We start from the raw sequence: 23,729 nt of genomic DNA, 5'->3' as shown, positions 1-23,729 counted from the left end.
CCGCCGACCGATGGCTGGTGGCGGGGCGTTTTCGGGTGCGGGGCGGTGCGGTCGGCGTGGGAGCCGTCAGCGGCGGCCGGCGGCGTTGCGCTTCTTGCGGAGTTTGCGGTCGTCGCGCAGCTCGACGTACGGCTCGTCGTCGACTCCATGGCCGGCCGCGATGGCGCGGCCCCGCTCCAACTCGGCGTCGAACTCGGCACCCAGCAGGATCGCGATGTTGCTCAGCCACAGCCAGACCAAGAAGATGATCACGCCGGCCAGCGCCCCGTACGTCTTGTCGTACGAGCCGAAGTTGCTCACGTAGAGGGCGAACAGGCCGGAGATCACCAGCCAGATCACCACGGCCAGCACCCCACCCGGGCTGACCCAGCGGAAACCGCCGTGCCGGGCGTTCGGTGAGGCCCAGTAGAGGATCGCGAACATCAGGCTGACCAGGATCAGCAGCACCGGCCACTTGGCGACGTCCCACACCGTGACCGCGGTCGCGCCGAGGCCGACCACGTCCCCCACTGCCTCGGCGAGGCGGCCGGTGAACACCACGATCACCGCGCTGACCAGCAACAGCACCCCGACCACCGCGGTCACGCCGAGGCGGATCGGCAGCGTCTTCCAGATCGGCCGGCCCTCCGGCACGTCGTAGATGCTGTTCGAGGCGCGCATGAACGCGCCGATGTAGCCGGACGCGGACCAGAACGCGGCCACCACACCGATGATCGCCGCGACGCTGGCCAGACCGCCGTTCTTGTCCGCCGTGGTGATCGCCGCGGTGATGATCTGCCGGATGCTGCCGTCGGGCACCGCCTGGTCGACGGTGTCCTTGACCCCCTCGGTGGCGCCCGTGCCCAGCAGGCCGAGGATCGAGATCAGCACCAGCAGGCCGGGGAAGATGGACAGCACCCCGTAGTAGGTGAGCGCCGCCGCCCAGTCGGTCAGGCTGTCGTCCTGGAATTCGCTGACCGTGCGCCGCAGTGCCGCCTTCCAGCCGCTGCCGGGCAGATCGGTGGGGCTGTCCGGCCCCGCGTCGGGCCCGACCGGGGCGCTGGCGGCGGCAGGCGTCCGGCGGGCGGCAGACTCGTCCGAGGCCATCGCCCCTCCTCATCCGTCGGTGGTGGTGGTGGTGTCACCTCCGACATGCCCCGTGGACCGGCGCCGATAACCCCTACTGGTAGAGCAACCTGCCCATCCGGCGCGACGCCACCAGCAGGCCGGCCGCCAGCACCGCCAGCAGGTAGAGCACGTCGAGCAGCCAGAGCCAACCCCCGGTGCCCAGCGCCAGGCCCCGGATGAGGTGCACCGACCGGTACAGCGGGGTGATCTCGACCAGCCAGTGCAGCAGGGTCGGGTACGCCTGCGCCGGCACGAACGTGCCGGAGAAGAGGAACAGGGTGAACTGCGCGGAGGCCACCAGGTCGAAATCCTGCCAGCTGCGCATGAAGGTGGAGACCGCCATGCCGAGCGCCCCGAACGCGAACCCGACAAGCACCGCGGCCGGCAGGGCCGTCAACGCACGGGTGACGCTGGTCAGGTCCAAGGCGATCATCACGCCGAGGAACGCGGCCGAGTAGGCGCTGCCCCGCAGCATCGCCCAGCCCAGCTCGCCGAGGGCGATCTCGAACGGCCGTACCGGGGTGGCGATCACCCCGTCGTACAGCTTCATGTACTTCATCTTGCCGAAGAAGTTGAAGGTGGTCTCGGAGAGCGCCCCGGTCATCGCCGAGGAGGCCAGCATCGCCGGAGCCACGAACTCGGCGTACGACACCAGCCGCCCGTCGGGCAGCGGCAGGTCACCGATCAGCGTCCCGACGCCCACGCCGATGGAGAGCAGATAGAGCAGCGGCTCCAGGAAACCGGAGAGCAGGAGCAGCCAGTAGACCGACTTCAGCGCCGCGACGTTGCGCCCCACCACCGACGCGGACCGCCGGGAGGCGGCGGAGACGTCCACCAGCCGGGGCAGGAGCAGCGTGACCACGGGATCTCCCTAGACGACGAGCTTGCGGCGGAAGGCGCGCAGCGCCAGCAGCCAGCCGACACCGGCCCACGCGGCCAGGTAGAGCAGGTGCCCGGCGATCGACCACTGGGGGGCGACCCCGAGCGTGGCCGCGCGGCAGAGGTCGACGGCGTGCCACAGCGGCGTCGCGTACGCCAGCCACCGCAGCGCGTCGGGCAGCGACTCCACCGGGAAGAACACCCCGGCGAAGAGCGTCATCGGGATGACCGCGAACCGGAACAGCATCGCGAGCCAGTTGTCGGTGGACACCCAGGCGGCGTACGCGAAGACCGGCGCGGCAACGGCCAGCCCCAGCAACGCCACCACCGGCAGGGTGGCCACCGCCCACGGCGAGCGCAACGCCCCGAAGAGCCCGGTGACCAGCAGGAACGCCGCGATGGTGGTGAGCACCCGGAACAGCACGAACGCCAGGTGCCCCAACACGATGTCGCCCACCCGCAGGGGCGAGGCGCTCTGCGCGAAGTAGGTCTTGACCCACTGGAAGTTGCTGAACACCGGCCAGGTCGAGTCACCGACCGTCACCTGCAGCGCGGTCGAGGCGATCAGCCCGGGGACCAGCCAGTCGAGGTAGCGCACCCCGTCGACGCCCTGGTCGATGTAGGCGCCGACACCCATCCCGAACCCGAGCACGGTGAGCACCGGCAGCAGGAACGAGGAGAACACCCCGGCCCGCCAGGTGCGACGCAGACCGACCAGGTAGTGCTCGAACACCGCCCACGCCGGCACCCACGGCAACCGCGCCCGCCCCGCCACACGCACCACGACCACCCCCGTCCCCGACCTTCCTACCCCCGGGGTACGACAGGCCGCCGGCCACCCTACGACGAGCACGTCGCCGTGTCGTCCGGGTTTCGGCAGGCCCGTCGCCGATGATCCACTCGGGTTCAGCGAAACCGGCGCGTCCGGGGCCAGCTCACGCCGGTGATCCACTCGAGATCACCGAAACCGGGGCGTCCCGGCCCCTTCGCGCTGATGATCCACTCGGGTTCACGGAAACCGGGGCGTCCCGGCCCGTTCGCGCTGATGATCCACTCGGGTTCACGGAAACCGGGGGGTCCGCAGCGCTGCGACACCCCGATTTGCAGGAAGCCGAGTGGATCTAGCGGTCCGAAGCGCCGGCAACGGGCGACCGGCGACCGGCGCGACCGGCGCGACCCGACGCGACCGCCGCAGCTACCCGCGGAGGGCGCCGAGCCCGACGAACGCACGCCACGCGTCCGGCGCGAAGACCAGCACCGGGCCGGTCGGGTCCTTCGAGTCACGGACGGCCACCACCCCGGGCAGGTTGGCGGCAACCTCCACACAGTTACCGCCATCTGGGCCGCTACGGATGCTCTTGCGCCACTGGGCAACGGTCAAATCCATGTCTCTGCTACTTCCGCCAGGAGATCGAGGGACTGCCTGTGCGATAGTGCCTCACCCCGGATCGACTCCCACACCTCGGCCATCTGACGGACGTACTCGGCCCGGTCGATAACCTGCCCGTGGCGCTGGCCAGCGAGGTAGACGAGGTCCTCCCCCTGCCGCGACGTAGCAATCACAAAGGGTCCACCGAGCCCAACGTAAGCACCGGCAGCGGACGGCACGATCTGGATTCGGACCCTGGGGAGCGCGGAGCCAAGTTTCACGAGGTGCTGAATCTGTTCGCGCATCACTCCCGACCCGCCGACGGAGCGGCGGAGCACGTGCTCGTCGATCACGGCAGTGAGCAGCGGAGGCCGGTCGCGGGTGAGCAGTCCCTGACGGTCCAGCCGGGTTGCCACCTGCTGCTCGATCTCGTCCGGTGCGAACAGCCCGCCGCCGGTCAGTACCTCGGGGGCCAGCTCGGACACGACCTACTGAGTCACCGCTTCCTCATCTGGGCGAGAGCCCGTTGAGCGGTGATCGTTGGCAGCTCAGCAGCTCGACACGCGGGAACGGTTGCTGCTGAGCTGCCAACGATCGGTCGACCTCGTCGGGCTCCGCCGGTCAGGCCGGTCGGTGGGCGCGGACCAGCGCCTGCACGGCGTAACCGAGCAGCAGCACTCCCGCACCGACGCCGACCACCAGACCCGCGGACACCGCCGAGGCGAGGCCGGTGACCAGCCCCGCCGCCGCCACCAGGCACAGCGCGACACCGAGCGGACGCAGCAGCGGGTCCCGCAGGAGCGGGGCGAGCGGGAAGAAGTGCAGGCCGACCACCAGGCAGACCAGTACCGGCACGTACTCGGACCGGCCGGCGGCGACCAGCACGGCGGCACCCAGCCCGGCGGCGGCGAATTCGGCGACGACGATGAGCAGGTACGGGCGGTCGGCTGCCCGGTCCCGAGGGCTGCCGGCGCCTCGGAGTCGGGCCGCCAGCACGCCACCCAGTACGGCGGTGAGCAGTGCGACGATGCTGCCCACCACCAGCAGGCCGCGCAGCGGTTGCTCCGCCGCCGGCACACTGAACCAGACCATCGCGAAGATGCCCAGGTAGAGCGCGGTCAGCCCGGCCTGACGTCGGTTGGCGGTCACCAGATCGGACATGAAGCTCCTTCGGGGTACGACAGGCCGCCGGTCACCCTAACGGCGGCCCGGCCGCCGTGAGCCGTCGCCCGACCTCAACCGGCGGGCCTCGTGGCCGGTCCCGCTTGTTGATCGACTCGACGTCCGGAAAGTCGGGGTGTCAGCGCCACCCCGACACCACGACTTCAGGACAGCCGAGTGGATCAGTCGATCAGGGTGCGGCCGGTCAGGTGCAGGAAGACGTCCTCCAGGCCGCTGCGCCGCACCAGCACGTTGGCCGGGTCGAGCCCGAGCGCGGCGACCTCGGCGACAGCCGCGTCGCCGTCGGGCACGTAGAGCAGGACCCGGTCGGGCAGCACCTCGACCCGCTCCCCCAGGCCGTCGAGCTTGCGGGCGAACGGCTCCTGCGACTCGGCGGCGAAGCGCAGCTCGACCACCTCCCGGGTGGAGTGTCGCTCGATGAGCGCCCGGGGCGAGCCCTCGGCGACGATCCGCCCGCCGTCCATCACCACCAGCCGGTCGCACAGCTGCTCGGCCTCGTCCATGTAGTGCGTGGTGAGCACCAGCGTGACGCCCTGCTGCTTGAGCCGGAACAGCCGCTCCCACACCAGGTGCCGGGCCTGCGGGTCGAGCCCGGTGGTCGGCTCGTCGAGCAGCACGATCTCCGGATCGTTGACCAGCGCGCGGGCGATGGTCAACCGGCGCTTCATCCCACCGGACAGCGGATCGACCTTGCTGTCGGCCCGCTCGGTGAGCCGGACGAAGTCGAGCAATTCGTCGGCCCGCTCCCGGGCCGCTCGGCGGCCGATGCCGAAGTAGCGTGCGTAGACCGTCAGATTTTCCCGGACGGTCAGCTCCGGGTCGAGATTGTCCAACTGAGGGCAGACGCCCAGCCGGGCTCGGATCGCCGGACCGTTGGCGACCGGGTCCATGCCGAGGATGCGCAGCTCACCACCGCTGGGTGGAGACGTGCAACCGACCATCCGCATGGTGGAGGACTTGCCCGCGCCGTTGGGGCCGAGGAAGCCGAACGCCTCGCCCGAGCGCACCTCGACGTCGATGCCGTCCACGGCGGTGAAGTCACCGAAGCGCTTCACCAGCCCTCGCGCCTGAATCAGTGGCCGCCCCGAAGTCACCGCCCGACCCTAGCCGCCAGGTCCGACAGCCCTCCACGCAAATTCGACGCCAGACCCCCACCGCGTCCATCTTGCCGTTGAGCCCAATCCCGAGCCGGAATGAGTGGTCGCCCCGAAGGCACCACCGGCCCCTAACCGACACCGCAGACAACACCACCCGAATAGCGCGGCGACCCGATCATGATCACCATGGATGGCCCGGACCGCCAGCAGTGCCGGGCCTTGCAATTTGTTGGCAGCAAAGAGGCTCCAGGATTCAGCAACGCCCGGATGGCCGACGCGATAACAAGAAGGTCACACCGGCAAGTTTTTTCGGCTGGCGACGGGGCGAGATCGAACTGAACGAAGATGTCCAAACCATCGCTAAGCCGGCACACGGCGATGAATGATGTGACTTTTAGTGATCACATGTTGAGGATGCGTATCCGTTGACCCTCACCACTCATCGACACCGCGAGCGGGACCACGCAGCCTGCACGACCTGCCGAATCGCCGCGCGTCTGCGACTGTCGCAGACACGAATCCCATTCTTAAATCGACATTCTCGGGGATTCCACTCAGCAAACAATAGTCACCCACAGCAATCACGATCAACAATATTCCCAGACAGCGCAGTCCCCCGTAGTGTCCCCCAGCGTGTCATCCGCCCACCCTGTTCAGGACTCCGTCCCCTCGCCCCGAGACGACGACGCGCCCGCACCGGCCGACATCGACGAACAGCCGCTGACGCCAGCCGCCGAGAAGGGGCCAGCCGCCGAGAAGGGGCCAGCCGCCGAACCCGGTGGGACCGATCCCACTCCCGTGCCCGTGGGCGGGCAGCCCGACCGCGAGTTGACCGCACAGTTCGAGGACGAGAAACCGGGCCGGGTCTTCACCGGGCCACTCGGCTTCTTCGTCGCGGGCGCCACCCTTGCCGTCGCGCTCCTCGCCATCTACCAGGTCTTCTTTCCGCTGGCACAGGGCAGCAAGTTCTACCTGATCATCTTCCTCGCCGGCGTCCTGCCGATGGTCTTCCTGGCGTATCCGTCGGGAGTGCGCCTGCCCCGACGCGGCACACCGGCAGCGCCGACCGACCCGGCGAGCAGACCGACGAGCCGGATGCGCCCCACCCCGGTCGACTGGGTGCTCGCCGGGGCCGCGTTGCTCAGCTGCCTCTACCCGGTGCTGCCCATGGCCGTCGGTACGGGTGGCGGCGGATACGACGCGTTCCTCGACCGACAGGGGCTGCTCGACCCGGTCGACCTGGTGTTGGGCACCGTGCTGCTGCTCCTGCTGCTGGAGGCGTGCCGCCGCACCACCGGATGGATCCTGCCGGCGGTCTGTCTGCTCTTCCTGGCCTTCGGCTACTACGGCGGGCTGCTGCCGCAGTCCTGGCCGGTGGCCCACGCCGGCCTCGACTTCGGGCAGCTCATCGACGCGTTCTACAACTCCGACAGCGGCTTCTACGGGACCCCACTGGACGTGGCCGCCTCGTACATCGTGCTCTTCACCATCTATGGCGCGGTGTTGGATTTCTCCGGCGCCGGTCGGTTCTTCGTGGAACTCTCCGCGGCCGCGTTCCGCCGCTCCCGCACCGCACCGGGACGTACCGCGGTGGCCGCCGGCTTCCTCCTCGGAACCGTCTCGGGTTCGGGAGCGGCCACCACGGTCAGCATCGGCTCGGTCACCTGGCCGATACTGCGCCGAGCCGGCTATCCGCCGGAGCGGGCCGGCGGCATGCTCGCCGCCGCCGGCGTCGGCGCGATCCTGTCGCCGCCGACGCTGGGGGCCGCGGCGTTCATCATCGCCGAGTACCTCGGCGTCTCGTACCTCCAGGTGCTCGGCTGGGCCACCGTGCCGACCCTGCTCTACTACCTGGGCATCCTGCTCGCGGTCGAGATCGACGCCCGCCGCTCCGGAGTACGTCGGGTCACGATCGACGCCGGGTCGGCCTGGTCGCTGCTGGCCCGCTTCGGCTACCACTTCCTCTCGCTGATCGTGATCGTCGTGATGCTCGCCCTCGGCGCCTCGGCGACCAGGGCCGTGGTGCTGGCCACCGCGTTGGCGGCCGTGCTCTCCTTCCTGGACCGACGGCACCGACTCACCCCCGCACGCCTGATCGAGGCGCTCGGCAACGGAGTGCGCGGAGTGCTGGCGGTCAGCGCGGTCTGCGCCGCCGCCGGCATCATCACCGCCACCACCACCAAGACCGGGCTCGGCCCGCAGGCCGCGGCGCTGCTGCTCAGCGGCGCCCAGGCAGTCAGCTCCGACCCGTTCGTCGTGCTCCTGCTCACCGCCCTGCTCGCCGCGCTCGCGCTCACGCTGCTCGGCCTGGCCGTGCCGGTCACCGCCTCGTTCGTGATCGGCTGGGTGATCATCGGCCCGGCGCTGCTCAACCTGGGCGTCGCCGCACCCGCCGCGGCGATGTTCGTCTTCTACTTCGCGGTGCTCTCCGAGGCCTCGCCGCCAACCGCGCTCGCCGCGGTGGCCGCCGCCGCCGTCACCGGCGGACGACTGGTCCCGACCATGTGGCAGACCCTGCGGTACGCGCTGCCCGCGTACCTCATCCCCATCGCCTTCGTGCTCACGCCAACCGGGCTCGGGCTGCTCGGTATCGGCGGGGTGGGCCGCATCCTGCTGGCCGGCCTGACCACCGCGTTCGGAGTCGCGGTGCTCGCGGTGGCGGCCGGTGGGTGGCTGCCCGGCATCGGCCCGGCCGGAAAACCCGAGCGGATCGTCGGCGCGCTCGCCGGGCTGGTCCTGCTGTGGCTCGAACCTGTCCCCGTCATGGTCGGCGCCGCCCTGGTCGCGCTCACCGTGGCGGGTGTCCTGCTCCGCCGCGGCACGGCCAACCGGACGGCCGCCGCCGGCAGGGGCGTCAACCAGAACGACCATCAGGAGGAGAACAGGTGAGACGGATCAACGTGCGAATCGCCGCGAGTCTCGGGGCAGTCACCCTGCTCGCGGCCGGCGTCGCCGGATGCGGGGGCCGTCAGAAGAGCGCGGCCACCGACGACACCTCCAGCGCAGTCGGCTGCGAGGTCACCAAGGACACCCGGGTCGGCATCGCCACCGGCAACGCCACCGGGGTCTACTACGTCGTCGGCAACGCGCTCGCTGGGCAGCTCTCCACGGCCAGCGGCGGCAAGCTCACCGGCACCGCCGCCGAGACCGGCGCCTCGGTGCAGAACATCGAGCAACTCGTCGCCGGACAGTACGACGTCGCCTTCTCGCTCTTCGACACCGCGGTCAACGCGACGCAGGGCAAGGGGACCTTCAAGGGGCCGCAGCCGGTGAAGGCCCTCGCACGCATCTACGACAACTACACCCAGGTCGTCGTCCGGGCCGACGCGGGAATCACCTCGGTCGCCGAGATGAAGGGCAAGAAGATCTCCACCGGATCGCCCAAGTCGGGTACCGAGGTCATCGCGCAGCGGCTGCTCACCGCGGCCGGCCTCGACCCGGCAAAGGACATCCAGGCGCAGCGACTCGATCTGACCAAGACCGTCGACGGCATGAAGGACGGCAGCATCGACGGCTTCTTCTGGTCCGGCGGCACCCCGACCGGCGGCGTCACCGACCTCTTCACCACCGCGGCCGACAAGGTGAAGTTCATCGACATCAGCCCGCTGCTGCCGAAGATGGCTGAGCTGAACCCCGCGTACCAGGCCGGGACGATCACCAAGGACGTCTACAAGACTCCCGCCGATGTCCCGACCATCGTGGTGCCGAATGTGCTGCTGGTCCGCGAGGACCTCGACGCCAACGTCGCCTGCGTCATCACGAGGACCGTGTTCGAGAAGAAGGACGCCCTCAGTCAGGCCAACCCGGCGGCCAAGGGCATCGACCTGGCGAACGCACGCAAGACCGACCCGGTGCAGTTGCACCGTGGGGCGGACACGGCGCTGACGAAGCTGAACGCCGCAAGCTGATCCGATCGTCCCGGCCCGGGCTCACCGCCCGGGCCGGGCACCACCCCGACCCGGGAGGCCCCGGTGCCGCTCCCCGCCCACGTACGCCAGCACCGCACCGGCGGTGTTCTCGAAAACCTTCGCTCGATCCGCACCCAGCTACTCGCGCCGATCATGGTGACCATCATCGGTCTGACCGTGCTCGGTGCCGCGCAGACCGACGCCGCGCTGGACGCCAGCGCGGACGCCGACCGGGCCCGTGTCCTCTCCGGCACCGCCACCGTCACCGTCCAACTGGTCCACGAGCTGGAGCGGGAACTCGGCGAGACGGCGGCGTTACGCCAACGAGGCGGCACCGCCGGACGGCCACTCGTGGACGCCCAACGGCGCCGCGTCGACGCTGCCGTCGAGCGGTTCCGCTCCGCCGATGAGCAGGCCCGGGAGTCCGTGCCCGAGCTGACGTCGGTGCTCGGCAGGGCCAGAGGTCAACTCGACCAACTCTCCCCCAACCGCGCCCTGGCGCTGACCGGCACGGAGGCGGACACGGCGTACGCCCGCACCGTCGAGTCCCTGCTGGCCGTCGCGGACGCGCTGCCGGCCCAGTTGCGTGACCCGGAGTTGGCCAACGCCGCCCGGGAGGTCGCCTCCGTCGCCACCCAGGAGCATTTGGCCTCCGTCGAACGTGACCTGCTGCGCGCCGTCTTCAGCCGGGGCCGCCTCGACGCCGGCGAGCTTGCCCGGCTGGGTTCGCTGAACGGTGCTCAGGAGCAGCGCGAGGACGAGTTCCTCCGGATCGCGACCGACACGGCGAGCAGGTCCTGGGCCCGGCTGATGACCGGCGGTGACGTGGAGACGGCCCGCACCATGCGGGACGCGGTGCTGGCGACCGACGGTGGCGCCGAGGCGATGAAGACCGATGGCGACGCCTGGTTCGTGGCGCAGAGTGGCACCCTGCGCCGATACAACCTGCTCGGCCGTGAGCTCTCCGAGGACCTCGACCGCGACGCGGCGGCGCTGGCCCGGGACACGCTGAGGAGGGCGTTGCTCACCGGTGGGGTGACCGGTGCGGTGGCGCTCGGCTCGCTGATCACGGCCGTGGTGCTGGCGATCCGGATCAGCCGGCGGTTGAGCCGCCTCCGGGCCGCGGCCTTGGCCATGGCGAACCACGAGCTACCGGAGCGGATCACCGCCATCGCCGCCGGGGCGGAGCGCCCGGACGAGAGCGCCGCTGGCGCGGCCACCGCCGCGATAGCGCGTGGTCACGACGAGGTCGCCCAGGTCGCCGCGGCTTTCGGCACGGTCAGCCAGGCCACGCTGCGCCTCGCCGGCGCGCAGGCCGAGTTGCGCCTGGACATGACGCGGATGGCCGAGGCGCTGGCCCGGCGGATCCGCACCCTGATCACCCGCCAGCTACGGCTGCTGGACGACTTCGAGCGCGAGGAGACCGATCCCCGGGTCCTCGACCGCCTCTTCGCACTGGATCACCTCGCCGCACGCCTACGTCGCAACGGAGAGAACCTGCTGGTCCTCTCCGGCGGCGAGCCGAGCCGGGGGCACGAGGCTCCGCTGCACCTGGAGGACGTGGTCCGGGCGGCGGCCTCGGAGATCGAGCACTATCCCCGGGTGGAGCTGAACCTGCCGGCGGCCGGGGTCCAGGGCGCGGCGGTCGGCAGCCTGGTGCACCTGCTCGCCGAACTGCTGGAGAACGCCACCGTCTACTCACCGCCGCACACGCCTGTGCTGGTGGACGGCCGGCACACCGTGGACGGGCTGTTGCTGCGGGTCCACGACCACGGAATCGGCATCCGGCCGGGCCGGCTGGCGTCGATCAACGATCGGCTCGCGAGCCCAGCCATGATCAGCAGTGCGGCGGCCGGCAGCATGGGATTGCACGTGGTGGCTCACCTGGCCGTCCGGTACGGGATCCGGGTGCAGCTCTACAGCACCGACAGCGGCACCATCGCCCAGGTGCAACTCCCCGACCAGCTGTTGACCCGGATCGAGACGGTCGCCCATCACCAGCCCGTGGCGGGACGGCCACTGGCCGGACGGCCGGCGGCCTGGTTCCGACCGGCCAGCAACGCTGCCGCCGGGGCACGGCCACTGGTCGCCGCCCAGGGCGCGGCGGGCGGGCAGGCTCGCGGCGTCGCCACGGTACCGCCGCCCACCGGGCCGTTTCCCGGCGCTGCTCCCGTGCCGCCGCCGGCCGCCCCGCCGACCCCGCAGTTCACCGCCGGCGGGCTGCCTCGTCGGAGCCGCGGTGACCAACTGCCCGCGCAGCTACCCACGCACCTGCCCCCGCCACCGTCCCCCGCCAGCAGGTCCGATCTGCTCGATCCCGAGGTGGTCCGGCGTCGCCTCTCCGCCCTCGCCGAAGGCGTTGCGAGCGCCGCCCGCTCCAACCCGTACACGACACCCAACGGGAGAATCCGATGACCACACCCGCGCCAACAGGTCTGGACTGGCTGCTCGCGAACTTCGTGGACCAGGTTCCGGACGTGTCGCACGCCCTCGCGGTCTCCGAGGACGGGCTTCGACTGGCCGCCTCCCCGCACCTCTCGATCGACCAGGTCGACCAGCTCGCCGCCGTGATCAGCGGACTGGCGAGTCTGACCGTCGGCGCGGCCCGGCTGATGTCCGCCGGCCGCGTACGCCAGCAGATCATCGACATGGACGGCGGTGTGCTGCTGGTGATGGCGGTCGGCTCACGCGCGCTGCTCGGCGTGCTCGCGGCACCCGGCTGTGACCTCGGCCAGATCGGTTACGAGACCGCGACCCTGGTGCAGCGAGTGGCCGAGGCCCTGGAGCCGGCGGTACGCCGGTGACCACACGAGTGCGGCGGCTGGTGGCGGCGCTGCTGCTGGCCGTGCTCGTCGCGGGTTGCGGTGGCGAGTCGCCCCCGTCGGACGCCTGGCACGGCGGGCGGATCTTCCTGGCCACCGGCAACACCACAGGCGTCTACTACCAACTCGGCGGCGGTTACGCGGACCTGATCAATCGACATCTGCCCGGCTACGAGGCGCGGGCCGAACCGACCGGCGCCTCGGTGGAGAACATCAACCGCCTGACCACCGGCGACATGGAGATCGCGTTCAGTCTCGCCGACACCGCTGCCGACGCCATCGCCGGGGAGGGCGCGTTCGACGGGAAGCCGCAGCCGGTTCGCGCGCTGGCCCGCATCTACAGCAACTACACGCACCTGATCGTGCGCGCCAACAGCAAGATCGAGAACGTCGCCGGCCTCCGCGGCAAGCGGGTCTCCACCGGCTCGCCGAAGTCCGGCACCGACATCATCGCCGGCCGGCTGCTCAGCGCGGCCAATCTCGATCCGGACCGCGACGTCCGACGGCTCACCCTGTCGCTGCCCGAGACGGTGAAACAGATACGGGCCGGAAGCCTGGACGCCATGTTCTTCTCCGGCGGTCTGCCCACCCCCGGCATCAAGGACCTGCTCACCAGTTCGCCGGGGGCGTTCCGGCTACTGCCGTTGGACAACCTCCTCCAGCCGCTACAGAAGGGCTACGGCCCCGTCTACACCACCTCGACGCTGACCGCCAACGTCTACAACACGGCGAGTGACGCGCCCACCATCACCGTGGCGAACGTGATCCTGGTCAGCGCAGACATGCCCGACGGCCTGGCGTACGACCTCACCCGGACGCTCTTCGACCACCAGCAAGAGCTGATCGCCGTGCATCCCGAGGCGGCGAACTTCACCCGGGCCAGTGCCGCGCTGAGCGAGCCGATCCCGCTGCATCCCGGCGCCAGCCGCTACTACCGGGGGAGTTGAGCAACCGAGCGTTCGCTCACAGGTCGCCCGGAGCCGTGGCGGCGCGGGCCAGGCCGACCAGGCGGTCGGTCTCGGCGAGCAGGGCCTCGTCGTCCGCCGGGGTGCCGGGATCGAGGCGGACCGTCCAGGTGAGACCGTCGGCCCCGGCCACGCGGCGGGCCGCGACCCGCGCCGCGCCGCCGGGCACCGGCTGGTGCTCGGTGTACGCGACCGAACGGGTCACCCGCGCCCGCACCTGGTGCGGCAGCTCCTGCGGATCGAGGAGGAAGTATGTCTCGGCCGGGCCGTCGGCGACCAGCGTGTAACCGTCGCGTTCGGCAACTGTCTCGGCCGGTGTGACGGTCAACTCCCGGCCGGACCAGACCGCCTTGAGGATGGTGTGCCAGCCGAGCCGGTGCCCTCGACCGGGCAACCACAGCCCGAGGTTGCTGGCGACCACCACCCCGTCGCCCTCGCCGTTGCCGACGGCCGCCCAGGCCAGCACCCGTTCGTCGGGGTCCAGCGGCGGCCGGTCGGCCGGTGGCAGCTTCGGCTTGCGGCTGAACAGTCCCATCTAGAGGCCTCCCGCAGCCTGCTCACGCAACGCCCGGGCATGCTGCTCCAGGGACAGCAGCTCACCGAAGGCGGCGAAGTACTCGTCCTTGTTGTTGACCGGGTTGATCCGCTGGATGCGCGACTTCAGGTCCCGGACGCGGGCGGTCACCGACCCGAACTGCACCCGCGCCATCGTGATCGACACGTAGCGCGGGTCCGGTTCGCCGTCGATGCGCAGCGGCTCCACCGCCAGCTCACCGACGAGGGCCGCCGCGGCCAGATCGTCGCAGGCGTCCCGGACCGACTCGATCCAGACCGCGCCGCCGGTCGCCGACGCGGCCCCACCGGCGGTCGCGATGGCGGTACGCACCGCGACGTGCACCGGGTGGCGGTATTCGGGCGCCTCGACCGCGTCGAACATCGGCCCCGCCAGGACCGGTTGCTGGAGGGCGAGCTTCAACGCCTCCCGCTCGACCATCGACTGCGGGCTGTCCAGGGCCGGCTCGGGGCGAGCCGGGGCGGGCCGGGTGCCGGAGGCGGCGGCGCGGTTGCCGGGGGCGGCGTCGCGCGTGCCGGGCGGCGGGGTGTTGGCGGCGGCGAGCACCGCCCGCTGCACCGGCTCGATCTCCATCCCGAGGTCCATGGCGAGCTTGCGGACGTACTCTGGGCGCTTTTCCCGGTCCTTGAGTCGCGCGACCAGCGGCGCGGCGTGACGCATGGCCTCGACCCGGCCGTCGACGGTGTCCAGGTCGAAGCGGCTGATCACGTGTCGCAGCGCGAAGTCGACAAGCGGCTCACGACGGGCGACCAGATCCCGCACGGCCAGGTCACCCTTGGCCAGCCGCAGATCGCACGGGTCCATGTTGTCCGGGCTGACCGCGATGAACGTGCGCCCGACGAACCGCTGGTCGTCCTCGAAGGCCCGCAGTGCGGCCTTCTGGCCGGCGGCGTCACCGTCGAAGGTGAAGATGATCTCGCCGGCCACCTCGTCGCTGTCGAACAGGAGCCGCCGCAGCACGGAGATGTGGTCCGCGGCGAACGCGGTGCCGCAGGTCGCCACCGCCGTGGTCACCCCGGCCAGGTGGCAGGCCATCACGTCGGTGTAACCCTCGACGATGACCGCCCGGCCCTGCTTGGCGATCTCTCGTTTGGCCTGGTCGATGCCGTAGAGCACGTGCGACTTCTTGTAGATCGGCGTCTCGGGGGTGTTCAGGTACTTCGGGCCGTCGTCGTCGTCGAAGAGCTTGCGCGCGCCGAAGCCGATCACGTCGCCGGCGAGGTCGCGGATCGGCCAGAGCAGCCGACGGCGGAACCTGTCGATCAGGGTGCCGGAGCGGGACTCCCGGGACAGCCCGGCGGTGACCAGCTCCTGGTGGGTGAAACCCTGCTGGCGCAGGTGCTTGGTGAGCGGGTCCCAACCCTCCGGCGCGAAGCCACAGCCGTAGCGTTCGGCGGCGGCCCGGTCGAAGCCCCGTTTGGCCAGGAACTCCCGGGCCGGCCGGGCGCCCGCCGTGCTGAGCTGCGCCCGGTAGAACTCGACCGCGGCGGCGTGCGCGGCGACCAGACGCTGCCGTTGACCCTGCTGCGGGCGGGGGCGCGGAGTGCCCTTGTCGTCCTCGATGTAGCGCAGTTGGATGCCGGCACGGCCGGCCAACCGCTCGACGGACTCCACGAAGCTGAGATGGTCCGCGTCCATCAGGAACTTGATGGCGTCGCCGCCGGCCCCGCAACCGAAGCAGTACCAGACGTTGCGGGCCGGGGACACGTTGAACGACGGGCTCTTCTCGTCGTGGAACGGGCACAGGCCCTTCAGGTTGCCGCCGCCGGCGGACTTCAGGGTGACGGTCTCGGAGATCACATCCCCGATCGAGGTGCGTTCCCGGACCAGTGCGATGTCCTCGTCCCGGATCCGCCCAGCCATGCGCCACCCCCTCGGCGTACATCCTGCCCTGCCGGACCGACGACACGCCGGCCGGGGGATGCCGGTGTGGCGGCCACCGCTGCCGGCTGGGCGGTTCCGGCCCGCGTGCCGGCCCCCGCAGGGTCAGACCAGGCCGGCGCAGGCCGTCTGGACGGCCGCGTTGAGGCCCGTGTCACCGCAGTCGGTGGCTGCCGAGGTACGCGCGACGACCCGCCAGCCCTTGGCCTCCTGGTGGAGGAACATCTGGCCGTCGGGGATCTCCGCCGGCTGCGGGGCGACAGCCATCAGCCGGGCGTAGCCGTTGCGGCAGGCGAACACCGCCACGTCCTGCACGGTCTGGCCGGTCAGGGCTGCTCTGGTGGCCGCAAGCAGGGCCCGACCACAGGCTTAGGTTACCCTAACTACTATGACGGAGCGTCCCAGGAACGTCACCTCGGTCCACGTGCTGCGCACCGAGCGGCCCACCCCGCACCTGATCCGGCTCGTCCTCGGTGGGGACGAGTTGGTCGGCCTGCCGGTCGGGGAGTTCACCGACCACTACATCAAGCTGGTGTTCCCGCAGCCCGGCGTCGCGTACCCGCAGCCGTTGGACCTCGCCGCGATCCGCCGGGACCTGCCCCGGGAGCAGTGGCCCCGGCTGCGGGCGTACACCGTGCGGCGGTGGGACCCGCTGGCCGAGGAGCTGACCGTGGACGTGGTGCACCACGGCGACGAGGGGTTGGCCGGCCCGTGGGCCGCCGCGCTGCGTCCGGGTGACCCGGTGCACTTCGTCGGCCCCGGCGGGGCGTACGCGCCGACCCCGGACGCGGACTGGCACCTGCTGGTCGGCGACGAGAGCGCCCTGCCGGCGATCGCCGCCGCGTTGGAGCGGCTGCCGCTGGGCGCGCCGGCCCACGTCTTCGTGGAGATCGGCGACCCGGCGGACGAGCAGAAGCTGCTCAGCCCCGGCGCGGTCGAGCTGACCTGGTTGCACCGTGGCGACCGCCCGGTGGGCGAGGCGCTTGTCGCGGCGGTACGCGCGCTGGAGTTCCCGGGCGGCCAGGTGCACGCGTTCGTGCACGGCGAGGCGGCCTTCGTCCGGGACCTGCGCCGGCTGCTGCGCGGCGAGCGGGGTGTGCCCCTCGACCGGCTCTCCATCTCCGGGTACTGGCGACGCGGCATGGACGACGAGGGCTGGCGCTCCACCAAGGCAGACTGGAACAACCAGGTGGCCGCCGAGGAGGCCACCGCCGCCTGACGGTCGTTCAACCCTCCTGCGTCTGGGTCGAGTCCCGGGCGCGGGTGAGTCGTCGGCTGAGCAGCATGGCGTACCCGACGATCGCTGCGGCGAGCAGGGACAGCATCAGCTTCGGCTCGTGCACGGTGGCGGTGATCAGGCTGACCGAGAGCACCCCGTAGGCGGCGATCGCCAACCGGGCGCGGCTCGGTCGGGTCCACAGCCAGTACAGGGCCAGGCCACACAACGTCCAGATCACCATCGAGGCGCCCAGTAGCAGCCGCAGCTCCAGCGGCAGGCGGGCCGCGTTGTCGTCGACAAGCCGGACCACCTGGCCGAGCGACCAGCCGAGCAGCAGCAGCGCGCCGCCGAGCGGAATGTGCAGGAAGCTGTACGCCTGCCCGCCGCGTAGGCGGCTCTGGAGGAGTCGGGTGGTGACGAATGTGGTGTAGACCCACCAGACGGCCGCCGGGATCAGGAAGGCCATCGCGGCGGTGAGGATCATGTGGGGCGGAGGGTGGTCCGGCACCGCGAAGAGCAGGCTGGCCAGCGCGCTGCCGAGCACGATGATGGTGAACTGGCCGATCCGTTCCGGCAGGTGCCGGTTGTCCACCGGCCAGCGGTTGAGCCAGCGGACCCCGACCCAGGGCGTGGCCAGTTCGATGACCATCGCGACGATCCACAGGACGGGGCGCAGCTCGGTGGGCGCCATCAGCGACACCAGCCAGATCAGCCAGCCCGACCCGAAGCCGATCAGGTAGACGGTCGTCACCAGGCGGGCCATCGGGCTGGTCGGGCGGGCCCGCAAATACAGCAGGAGCAGCACGCCCCGCACGATCAGGTAACCGACCGGCAGGAGCACGCTCTCCGGCACCTCGTCGACCCCGAGTGTCATCGCGCCCGCGCCGACCAACGCGACAAGCACCAGCAGTCGGTGCGGCGCGTCGTCCGGGTCGAACCGGGTGTCGTAGTAGACCTGCCCCAGCCAGGCCCACTGGATCACCACGAAGAGCCCGATCACGGCCAGCACGGCCGTCGGCGACGGGCTCGGCTCGTTGCCCAGCCGGGCCGCCACCGCCGCCAGCGCGTACACGAAGATGAGGTCGAGGAACAGCTCCAGCCACGTGGCGTGCCGGTGGCCGGCCTCGTCGGTCCGCGGGGCCAGTCCTCGCAGCCCCATCCGACTGGCCAGCCAGTTCGGTACGTGGGGGGCTCCGGTCCGTACCCTGCGCATCTGGTCATGGTCCCCGGGCGGACCCGGCTGCGGGCCGGAACCGGCGAGCCGGTCGGTGGTGGGGGTCACCGGCACGGCCGGTGACCCCCCGCGGAGCTGCCGGGTCAGCCGAGGTTGGCCCAGGTGGACCAGGGGCCGCTGGTGGTGGTCTGCCACATGCTGTAGAGGCTGCCGTTGCCGCCGCCGACGAAGACCTGGAGGCGTCCGTCGGCGTTCGTGGCGACGGCCAGGTCGGTGGTGAGGCCGTTGCCGCCGAGGCTGGTCCAGTCGGCGAACGGCCCGTTGGCCGTGTTCTGCCACTTGTGGTAGAGCTTGCCGTCGCCGCCGATGGCGAACAGTTCGATCCGGCCGTCGGTCTTGGTGACGGCCTTGATGGCGTGCAGGTCGGTGCCGTCGAGGTTGGTCCAGGCCGACCAGGGGCCGCTGGTGGTGGTCTGCCAGATGCTGTAGAGGGCGCCGTTGCCGCCGATGACGAAGGCTTGCAGGCGTCCGTCGGCGTTGGCGGCGATGGTCAGGTCGGTGGTGAGGTCGTTGCCGCCGAGGCTGGTCCAGTCGGCGAACGGCCCGTTGGCCGTGTTCTGCCACTTGTGGTAGAGCTTGCCGTCGCCGCCGATGGCGAACAGTTCGATCCGGCCGTCCTTCTTCTTCACGGCGCTGAGCGAGCGCAGGTCGCTGCCGCCGAGGTTCGCCCAGGCCGACCAGGGGCCACTCGTGGTGGTCTGCCAGACGCTGTAGAGGCTGCCGTTGCCGCCGATGACGAAGACCTGGAGGCGTCCGTCGGCGTTCGTGGCGGTGGTGAGGTCGGTGGTCAGGTCGGTGCCGCCGAGCCCGGCCCAGTCGGCGAACGGCCCGTTCGCGGTGGTCTGCCACTTGTCGTAGAGCTTCGAGTCGCCGCCGATGGCCAGCAGCTCGATCCGGCCGTTCGGCTTGGTCACGGCCGTGGGGGCCTGGAGGTCGTTGCCGCCGAGGTTGGCCCAGTCGCCGAACACGCCGTTCGCGGAGGTCTGCCAGGTGCTGTACACCGCACCGGAGCCGCGGGTCTGGAATGCCTGCAACCGGCCGTCGGCATTCAACGCCACCGTCAACGATCGGGCGGCCGGCCGCCGGGTGCCCCACTGGCCGAAGTCGATGGCCCAGGCCTCGTTGCGGTCACAGTCGGCCCCGCCGATGGACACTCCGTTCTCCACCTGCCGCAGCTGTGCCCGGCTGTCCCACTGACCGGACGACCACGCGTACGTCTGCCAGCCCCAGCGGATCTTGCCGGCGTCGAAGAGTCGCTTGATCACGTAGTAGCCGCCGTAGGCGCCGACCCGCGCCCGGCCCAGCACCGAGGCCGCTCCGTCGAAGTACGCGTTGATGACGGGCTGCTGCGACGCCGAGGCGTCGAAGTCCACGCTGAGGTAGATCGGCCTGCCCGCCGGCATGCCGCAGGCCAGCGCCTGGCTGTGCGCCTTGGTGGCGTTCTCGACCCCCTTCGCGTACCCCTGCAGCGCCTCGCTGGCGGTGTACTCCCAGTTGGAGACGATGTCGATGCCGCCCGCGATGAGGGCGTCCGCCTCGCTCCGGGTGAGATTCTTGCCGGTCGTGCTGTCGCTCAGGTATCGGCAGGCGAAGGTGTAACCGCCGGCCTGGAGGGCGCTGATGCTCGGGCGACCCCACGAGTAGTCGACGCCGCGGCGCAGGGCGGCCGCGGCCGCCGGGGATCCGAAGGCCAGCCCGGTGACGCCGCCGGCGGCGATGGCGGCCAGACCGGCCAGCACGCCGCGTCGGGAGATCTGGTTGGACAGGTGCGGTGCGGAGGAAACACGCATGGGAAGTTCCTTTCCGAGGGCTACCGGGGCGTACGAGGGCACGGCTCCGCCGAGGGGCGGGCCGGGAGTCTGGGGTGGAGCGGGGGTCGGCCGAGGTTGGTCCAGGCCGACCAAGGGGCCGCTGGTGGTGGTCTGCCAGGTGCTGGAACGCATCGAGACCCTTGGCTGGACCTGCTGCGGCCGGTTAAGATCCGCGACACAGGCGTCACCGTGGGTTCCGTCCGAAGTGGTCGGTCCCTGGTGGTCCTGCTATGCGGTTGTGGGTCGGCAACCGTCCCTTCGGATGAGGACACATGAGCCGTGGCACCCCGTTGAGCGGTGTCGCGTGCTGTTCGCGGTGACTGGCTGGGGAGACCCTCGCAGCCGGATGCGGTAGCGAACCTGAACGGATCCTTGACAGCGTGGGCGGCCCCGATCGTGGGCCGTGTAGGCACTACGGGCGCGGGGGCGAAGCCGTGGAACTACGGATATTGGGTGACCTGCAGGTTGTGGTCGACGGGCAACCGGTGGAGCTGGGTCCGCCGAAGCAGCGGTTGGTGTTCGCCGTGCTCGCCGTCGACGCGGGTCGCAGCGTGCCGATCGAGGCGCTCGTCGATCGCGTCTGGGACGAGAAGCCGCCAGCCGACGCACGCGGCGTCCTGTACACCTACCTGACCCGCATCCGGCGGATCCTGACCACCGCCCGGTCCGCCGAGACGGTGCCGATCACCGTGGGTCGCAGTCAGACCGGTTACCTCCTCTCCGCCGACCCGGACCGCGTGGACCTGTACCGGCTGCGCCGCCTCGCCGAGCAGGCGCAGGGCCTGCCGGCGGAGCATCCGGACCGGCCGACTCTGCTCCGGGAAGCGATCGACCTGTGGCGCGGGGAACCCCTCGACGGTCTGCCCGGCGACTGGGCGTCCCGGGTCCGGGAGGGGCTGCGTCAGCAGCTGATCCGGGTCCTGCTCGACTGGGCCGACAGCGAGATGACCCATGGCCGGCCCGGCCCGGTCACCGAGCGGCTCACCCTGGCCGTGGACCGAAGCCCGCTCATCGAGCCGCTGGTGGTGAGCCTGATGCGAGCGCTCTACTTCAACGGACGCCGGGCCGAGGCGCTCGACCTGTACGCCCGTACCCGCGTCCGGCTCGTCGACGACCTCGGCGTCGATCCGGGCACCGATCTTCAGGACCTGCACCGGGAGATCCTGCGCGGCACCCTGCGGCCACCGGTGGCGCGCACACCCGCCGTCGAGGCGCCGCGCCCGGCGCAGCCGTCGGCCGTCGTACCCGTGCCGGTGGAGGCCGACCCGGAGCCGCCGCACCGCACCGGCGCCGGACCCGGGTGTCAGCTCCCGGCCGACCTGCCCGATCACGTCGGTTGCGAAGCGCAGATCTCCCGCGCGCTGACGGTGCTGCAACCCGATGGCCGGTCTGCCGACGGCACCGCCCCACCCGTGGTGATCCTCTCCGGTCCGGGTGGGGTCGGGAAGACGGCCCTCAGCATCCGACTGGCGTACCTGCTGCGACACGCGTACCCGGATGGTCAGATCTTCATCACCCTGAGTGGCTGTGGTGGCGACGCGGGCGAGGGCCTGGACCGGGTGCTGCGGGCCCTCGGCGCCACGAACATCCACCAGCTCCCGCGGATGGAGGACAAGCTCGGGCAGTACCGGGCCATGCTGAGCGGCAGGCGTTGCCTCATCGTGCTCGACTCGGCGGTCAGCGCCGAGGAGGTCCGGCCCCTGGTGCCCGGCGGCCCGGGCAGCGCCCTGATCGTGTCCAGCCGTGCCCTGCTGACCACCCTCCCCGGCGCCGAGCACATCGAGGTGCCGCTGCTGGAGCAAGCCGACTCGGTCCACCTGCTGGACCGCATCATCGGTCGGGAGCGGGTGGCGGCGGAACCGGAGGCGACCGACGCGCTTGTCGAGATGTGCGCGGGGCTGCCACTGGCCCTACGGATCGTCGGCGCGCGGATCGCGGCGCGACCACACCGCCGGATCGCCCGCCTGGCCGAGCGGATGCGGGACGAGCGCGGGCGGCTCGACGAGATGGCCGCCGATGGGCTGGCCGTGCGGGTCAGCGTCGGGGTCGGCTACCAGGCGCTCGATCCGGCCGCCCGGCGCGCCTTCCGGTTGCTCGGCTTCCTCGGGGTGCCGAGTTTCGCGGAGTGGCTGGTGGCGGCACTCATCGGCGGGTCGCTGGACGACGCTGAGGAGCTGCTGGAGCAACTCGCCGACGCCCGGCTGGTGACCGCCCTACCCGACCCGACGCATCGGCTGCTCCGCTACCACATCCACGACCTGGTCCGACTGTTCGCCCGGGAACGCGCCGTCGCGGAGGACGCCGACGGTGCGCTGCGCGCCGCGGTGGCCCGAGTCCTGGCGACGGCCACCGACCTGGGGGAACGGCTCAACCAACGGCAGCCGTACGCTGTTCCGCCGCTCTACCGGCAGACGCCGCAGCCGGTGGACGTGCCGACGGTCCCGCTCCCGGCGGACCACCAGCTACCCGGCTGGCTGGAGGTCGAGTCGTCGACACTTATCGTCGCGGTGGAGCGGGCGGCGGAGCTCGGCATGGACGTGGCGGCCTGCGCGCTGGCGGACGCGTTGGTCTACGCGTCCTTCGCGGTCCGGAACGACTTCGTCGGCTGGGGGCGCACCCACGCGGCGGCGTCCGCGGCGGCACGGCACGCCGGGAACGCCGTCGGCGAGGCGGTGATCGCGTGCGGCATCGCGCTGCTGCGCTACAAGGAGGACCGGTTCGTCGAGGCCGAGCAGAACTTCCGTACCGCCATCGGGCTGTTCGAGGCGGCCGGTCACGAGCACGGGTCGGCAGCAGCGCGCAGCGGGCTCGGCGCCGTGCTGCGCGAGGTCGGCCGGCACCGCGAGGCCGTCCCGTTGCTGACCGCGGCGGCCGAGGTGCTGAACCGGATCGGCGGCGACAACGCTGCCGCACACGCCACCTATGGGATCGGACACTGCCTGCGGGAGCTCGGCGACGACGATGAGGCGGTGCTGTTCATCGGTCGAGCCCTGGACGCCTACCGGGCGCTGGGTCACGTGCGGGGTGAGGCCATCGCCGCCCGGGGGATCGGCCTCGTGCACCGGGCCCGGGGCGAGCTGGACGAGGCGCAGCGCTGGTGCGCTCAGGCCCACGAGCTGATCGTGGCGAGCGGTGACGAGCTGCTGGCCTGCTACACCGAGCAGGCGCTGGCGAAGGTGTGGTTCCGGCAGGGGGACGTGGGTCGGGCACTGGCACCGTTGGAGCGCAGCCTGGAGACGTGCCGCCGGCTGAACGACCGGTTCGGCAGTGCGCTGGTCCAGCGGACCGTCGGTGAGCTGCACCTGGCGGCTGGGCGGCCAGAGGTGGCCCTGGAGGCCCTCCGGCTGGCCCACGACGGTTGGGTCGAGTTGCACCATGATCTCGGTGCGGCACGTACGCTGCGCGATCTTGGTGCGGCGCACGCCGCGTTGGGTGACGTCGCAGCGGCGCACCAAGCGTGGGAGACCGCTGCGGCGACCTTCGATCGGCTCGGCACCCGGGAGGCAGGCGAAGCGCCGGGCTGGCACGAGCGGTGGCGATGCGAGTGCGCCCGGACATCCCTGGCGGACCGGACCGTGACCGGTGCGCAGCTGGTCTGAATACCCAGCGACCTGCACTTCCAGGTTTTGTCAAGATCAACGGCAGGCCGCCTGCCTAGCGTCGGAGCAGCACAGGGGATCG

The 23,729-nt window shown here is 71.3% G+C and carries 18 protein-coding genes and 1 pseudogene; 7 read left to right on the top strand and 12 right to left on the bottom strand.

Annotation, left to right across the window (positions count from 1 at the left end):
* Window positions 1–66 precede the first annotated feature (66 nt).
* The 7 genes from AB0C25_RS24460 to AB0C25_RS24430 form a co-directional block, all read right to left on the bottom strand.
* A complete protein-coding gene (locus AB0C25_RS24460; protein WP_357376562.1) occupies window positions 67–1,086 on the bottom strand; it encodes a YihY/virulence factor BrkB family protein in 1,020 nt (339 codons plus the stop codon).
* A gap of 73 nt (window positions 1,087–1,159) precedes the next feature.
* Window positions 1,160–1,969 (bottom strand): ABC transporter permease, encoded by an 810-nt coding sequence (locus AB0C25_RS24455; protein ID WP_357376561.1) that lies wholly within the window; start codon window positions 1,967–1,969, stop codon window positions 1,160–1,162.
* 9 nt (window positions 1,970–1,978) lie between these two features.
* Window positions 1,979–2,776, bottom strand: a complete 798-nt coding sequence (locus AB0C25_RS24450) for an ABC transporter permease (RefSeq protein ID WP_357376560.1) — start codon at window positions 2,774–2,776, stop codon at window positions 1,979–1,981.
* 405 nt (window positions 2,777–3,181) lie between these two features.
* Window positions 3,182–3,373 (bottom strand): DUF397 domain-containing protein, encoded by a 192-nt coding sequence (locus tag AB0C25_RS24445; RefSeq protein WP_357376559.1) that lies wholly within the window; start codon window positions 3,371–3,373, stop codon window positions 3,182–3,184.
* Window positions 3,364–3,840 carry a DUF5753 domain-containing protein gene (locus AB0C25_RS24440; protein WP_357376558.1) on the bottom strand — a complete coding sequence of 159 codons (477 nt, stop codon included), beginning with the start codon at window positions 3,838–3,840 and terminating at the stop codon, window positions 3,364–3,366. The genes AB0C25_RS24445 and AB0C25_RS24440 overlap by 10 nt, the downstream gene beginning before the upstream one ends.
* Window positions 3,841–3,976: 136 nt before the next feature.
* A complete protein-coding gene (locus AB0C25_RS24435; RefSeq protein ID WP_357376557.1) occupies window positions 3,977–4,516 on the bottom strand; it encodes a hypothetical protein in 540 nt (179 codons plus the stop codon).
* Window positions 4,517–4,698: 182 nt separating this feature from the next.
* The gene (locus AB0C25_RS24430) at window positions 4,699–5,631 is read right to left on the bottom strand and encodes an ABC transporter ATP-binding protein (protein WP_357376556.1); all 933 of its coding nucleotides are present in this window, start codon (window positions 5,629–5,631) and stop codon (window positions 4,699–4,701) included.
* A gap of 801 nt (window positions 5,632–6,432) precedes the next feature.
* Here AB0C25_RS24430 and AB0C25_RS24425 point away from each other — a divergent pair.
* From AB0C25_RS24425 to AB0C25_RS24405, 5 genes are all read left to right on the top strand, one after another.
* Window positions 6,433–8,523: a TRAP transporter fused permease subunit gene (locus AB0C25_RS24425; RefSeq protein WP_357376683.1), complete on the top strand. Its 2,091-nt coding sequence runs from the start codon at window positions 6,433–6,435 to the stop codon at window positions 8,521–8,523.
* Entirely contained in the window at window positions 8,520–9,542 is a 1,023-nt protein-coding gene (locus AB0C25_RS24420) for a TAXI family TRAP transporter solute-binding subunit (protein WP_357376555.1), read from the top strand. Before AB0C25_RS24425 ends, AB0C25_RS24420 begins: the two co-directional genes overlap by 4 nt.
* A 63-nt stretch (window positions 9,543–9,605) precedes the next feature.
* Window positions 9,606–11,957 (top strand): nitrate- and nitrite sensing domain-containing protein, encoded by a 2,352-nt coding sequence (locus AB0C25_RS24415; RefSeq protein ID WP_357376554.1) that lies wholly within the window; start codon window positions 9,606–9,608, stop codon window positions 11,955–11,957.
* On the top strand, window positions 11,954–12,346 hold the full coding sequence (locus tag AB0C25_RS24410; protein ID WP_357376553.1) for a roadblock/LC7 domain-containing protein: 393 nt from the start codon (window positions 11,954–11,956) through the stop codon (window positions 12,344–12,346). The genes AB0C25_RS24415 and AB0C25_RS24410 overlap by 4 nt, the downstream gene beginning before the upstream one ends.
* Window positions 12,343–13,311 (top strand): TAXI family TRAP transporter solute-binding subunit, encoded by a 969-nt coding sequence (locus AB0C25_RS24405; RefSeq protein WP_357376552.1) that lies wholly within the window; start codon window positions 12,343–12,345, stop codon window positions 13,309–13,311. Before AB0C25_RS24410 ends, AB0C25_RS24405 begins: the two co-directional genes overlap by 4 nt.
* Window positions 13,312–13,327: 16 nt before the next feature.
* Here the strand turns inward: AB0C25_RS24405 and AB0C25_RS24400 are convergent, their stop codons facing one another.
* The 3 genes and pseudogenes from AB0C25_RS24400 to AB0C25_RS24390 form a co-directional block, all read right to left on the bottom strand.
* Window positions 13,328–13,864 carry a hypothetical protein gene (locus AB0C25_RS24400; RefSeq protein ID WP_357376551.1) on the bottom strand — a complete coding sequence of 179 codons (537 nt, stop codon included), beginning with the start codon at window positions 13,862–13,864 and terminating at the stop codon, window positions 13,328–13,330.
* Window positions 13,865–15,788 (bottom strand): annotated as a pseudogene (gene dnaG / locus AB0C25_RS24395) (DNA primase).
* Window positions 15,789–15,889: 101 nt separating this feature from the next.
* The gene (locus AB0C25_RS24390; RefSeq protein WP_357376550.1) at window positions 15,890–16,090 is read right to left on the bottom strand and encodes a hypothetical protein; all 201 of its coding nucleotides are present in this window, start codon (window positions 16,088–16,090) and stop codon (window positions 15,890–15,892) included.
* Window positions 16,091–16,172: 82 nt separating this feature from the next.
* On the opposite strand from AB0C25_RS24390, the gene AB0C25_RS24385 reads away from it, so the two are divergent.
* Window positions 16,173–17,003 carry a siderophore-interacting protein gene (locus AB0C25_RS24385; RefSeq protein ID WP_357376549.1) on the top strand — a complete coding sequence of 277 codons (831 nt, stop codon included), beginning with the start codon at window positions 16,173–16,175 and terminating at the stop codon, window positions 17,001–17,003.
* A 7-nt stretch (window positions 17,004–17,010) separates the two neighbouring features.
* On the opposite strand, the gene AB0C25_RS24380 is transcribed toward AB0C25_RS24385, so the two are convergent.
* Window positions 17,011–18,216 (bottom strand): low temperature requirement protein A, encoded by a 1,206-nt coding sequence (locus AB0C25_RS24380; protein WP_357376548.1) that lies wholly within the window; start codon window positions 18,214–18,216, stop codon window positions 17,011–17,013.
* Window positions 18,217–18,320: 104 nt separating this feature from the next.
* On the bottom strand, window positions 18,321–20,027 hold the full coding sequence (locus tag AB0C25_RS24375; RefSeq protein ID WP_357376547.1) for a glycoside hydrolase domain-containing protein: 1,707 nt from the start codon (window positions 20,025–20,027) through the stop codon (window positions 18,321–18,323).
* Window positions 20,028–20,482: 455 nt separating this feature from the next.
* Between AB0C25_RS24375 and AB0C25_RS24370 the strand changes: the two genes are divergently transcribed.
* A complete protein-coding gene (locus AB0C25_RS24370; protein WP_357376546.1) occupies window positions 20,483–23,647 on the top strand; it encodes a BTAD domain-containing putative transcriptional regulator in 3,165 nt (1,054 codons plus the stop codon).
* Window positions 23,648–23,729: the final 82 nt, after the last annotated feature.

Origin of the sequence: Micromonospora sp. NPDC048839 (assembly GCF_040649915.1) — a bacterium.
In the GTDB taxonomy this organism is placed as follows: domain Bacteria; phylum Actinomycetota; class Actinomycetes; order Mycobacteriales; family Micromonosporaceae; genus Micromonospora.
The sequence above is the reverse complement of the archived record's forward strand: the minus strand, read 5'-3'. Positions and strand labels throughout refer to the sequence as shown.

Coding starts and splice junctions, on each gene's coding strand:
- AB0C25_RS24410 (WP_357376553.1), top strand. CDS start 11,954: ATGACCACACCCGCGCCAACAGGTCTGGACTGGCTGCTCGCGAACTTC.
- AB0C25_RS24445 (WP_357376559.1), bottom strand. CDS start 3,373: ATGGATTTGACCGTTGCCCAGTGGCGCAAGAGCATCCGTAGCGGCCCA.
- AB0C25_RS24380 (WP_357376548.1), bottom strand. CDS start 18,216: ATGCGCAGGGTACGGACCGGAGCCCCCCACGTACCGAACTGGCTGGCC.
- AB0C25_RS24435 (WP_357376557.1), bottom strand. CDS start 4,516: ATGTCCGATCTGGTGACCGCCAACCGACGTCAGGCCGGGCTGACCGCG.
- AB0C25_RS24385 (WP_357376549.1), top strand. CDS start 16,173: ATGACGGAGCGTCCCAGGAACGTCACCTCGGTCCACGTGCTGCGCACC.
- AB0C25_RS24400 (WP_357376551.1), bottom strand. CDS start 13,864: ATGGGACTGTTCAGCCGCAAGCCGAAGCTGCCACCGGCCGACCGGCCG.
- AB0C25_RS24460 (WP_357376562.1), bottom strand. CDS start 1,086: ATGGCCTCGGACGAGTCTGCCGCCCGCCGGACGCCTGCCGCCGCCAGC.
- AB0C25_RS24375 (WP_357376547.1), bottom strand. CDS start 20,027: ATGCGTGTTTCCTCCGCACCGCACCTGTCCAACCAGATCTCCCGACGC.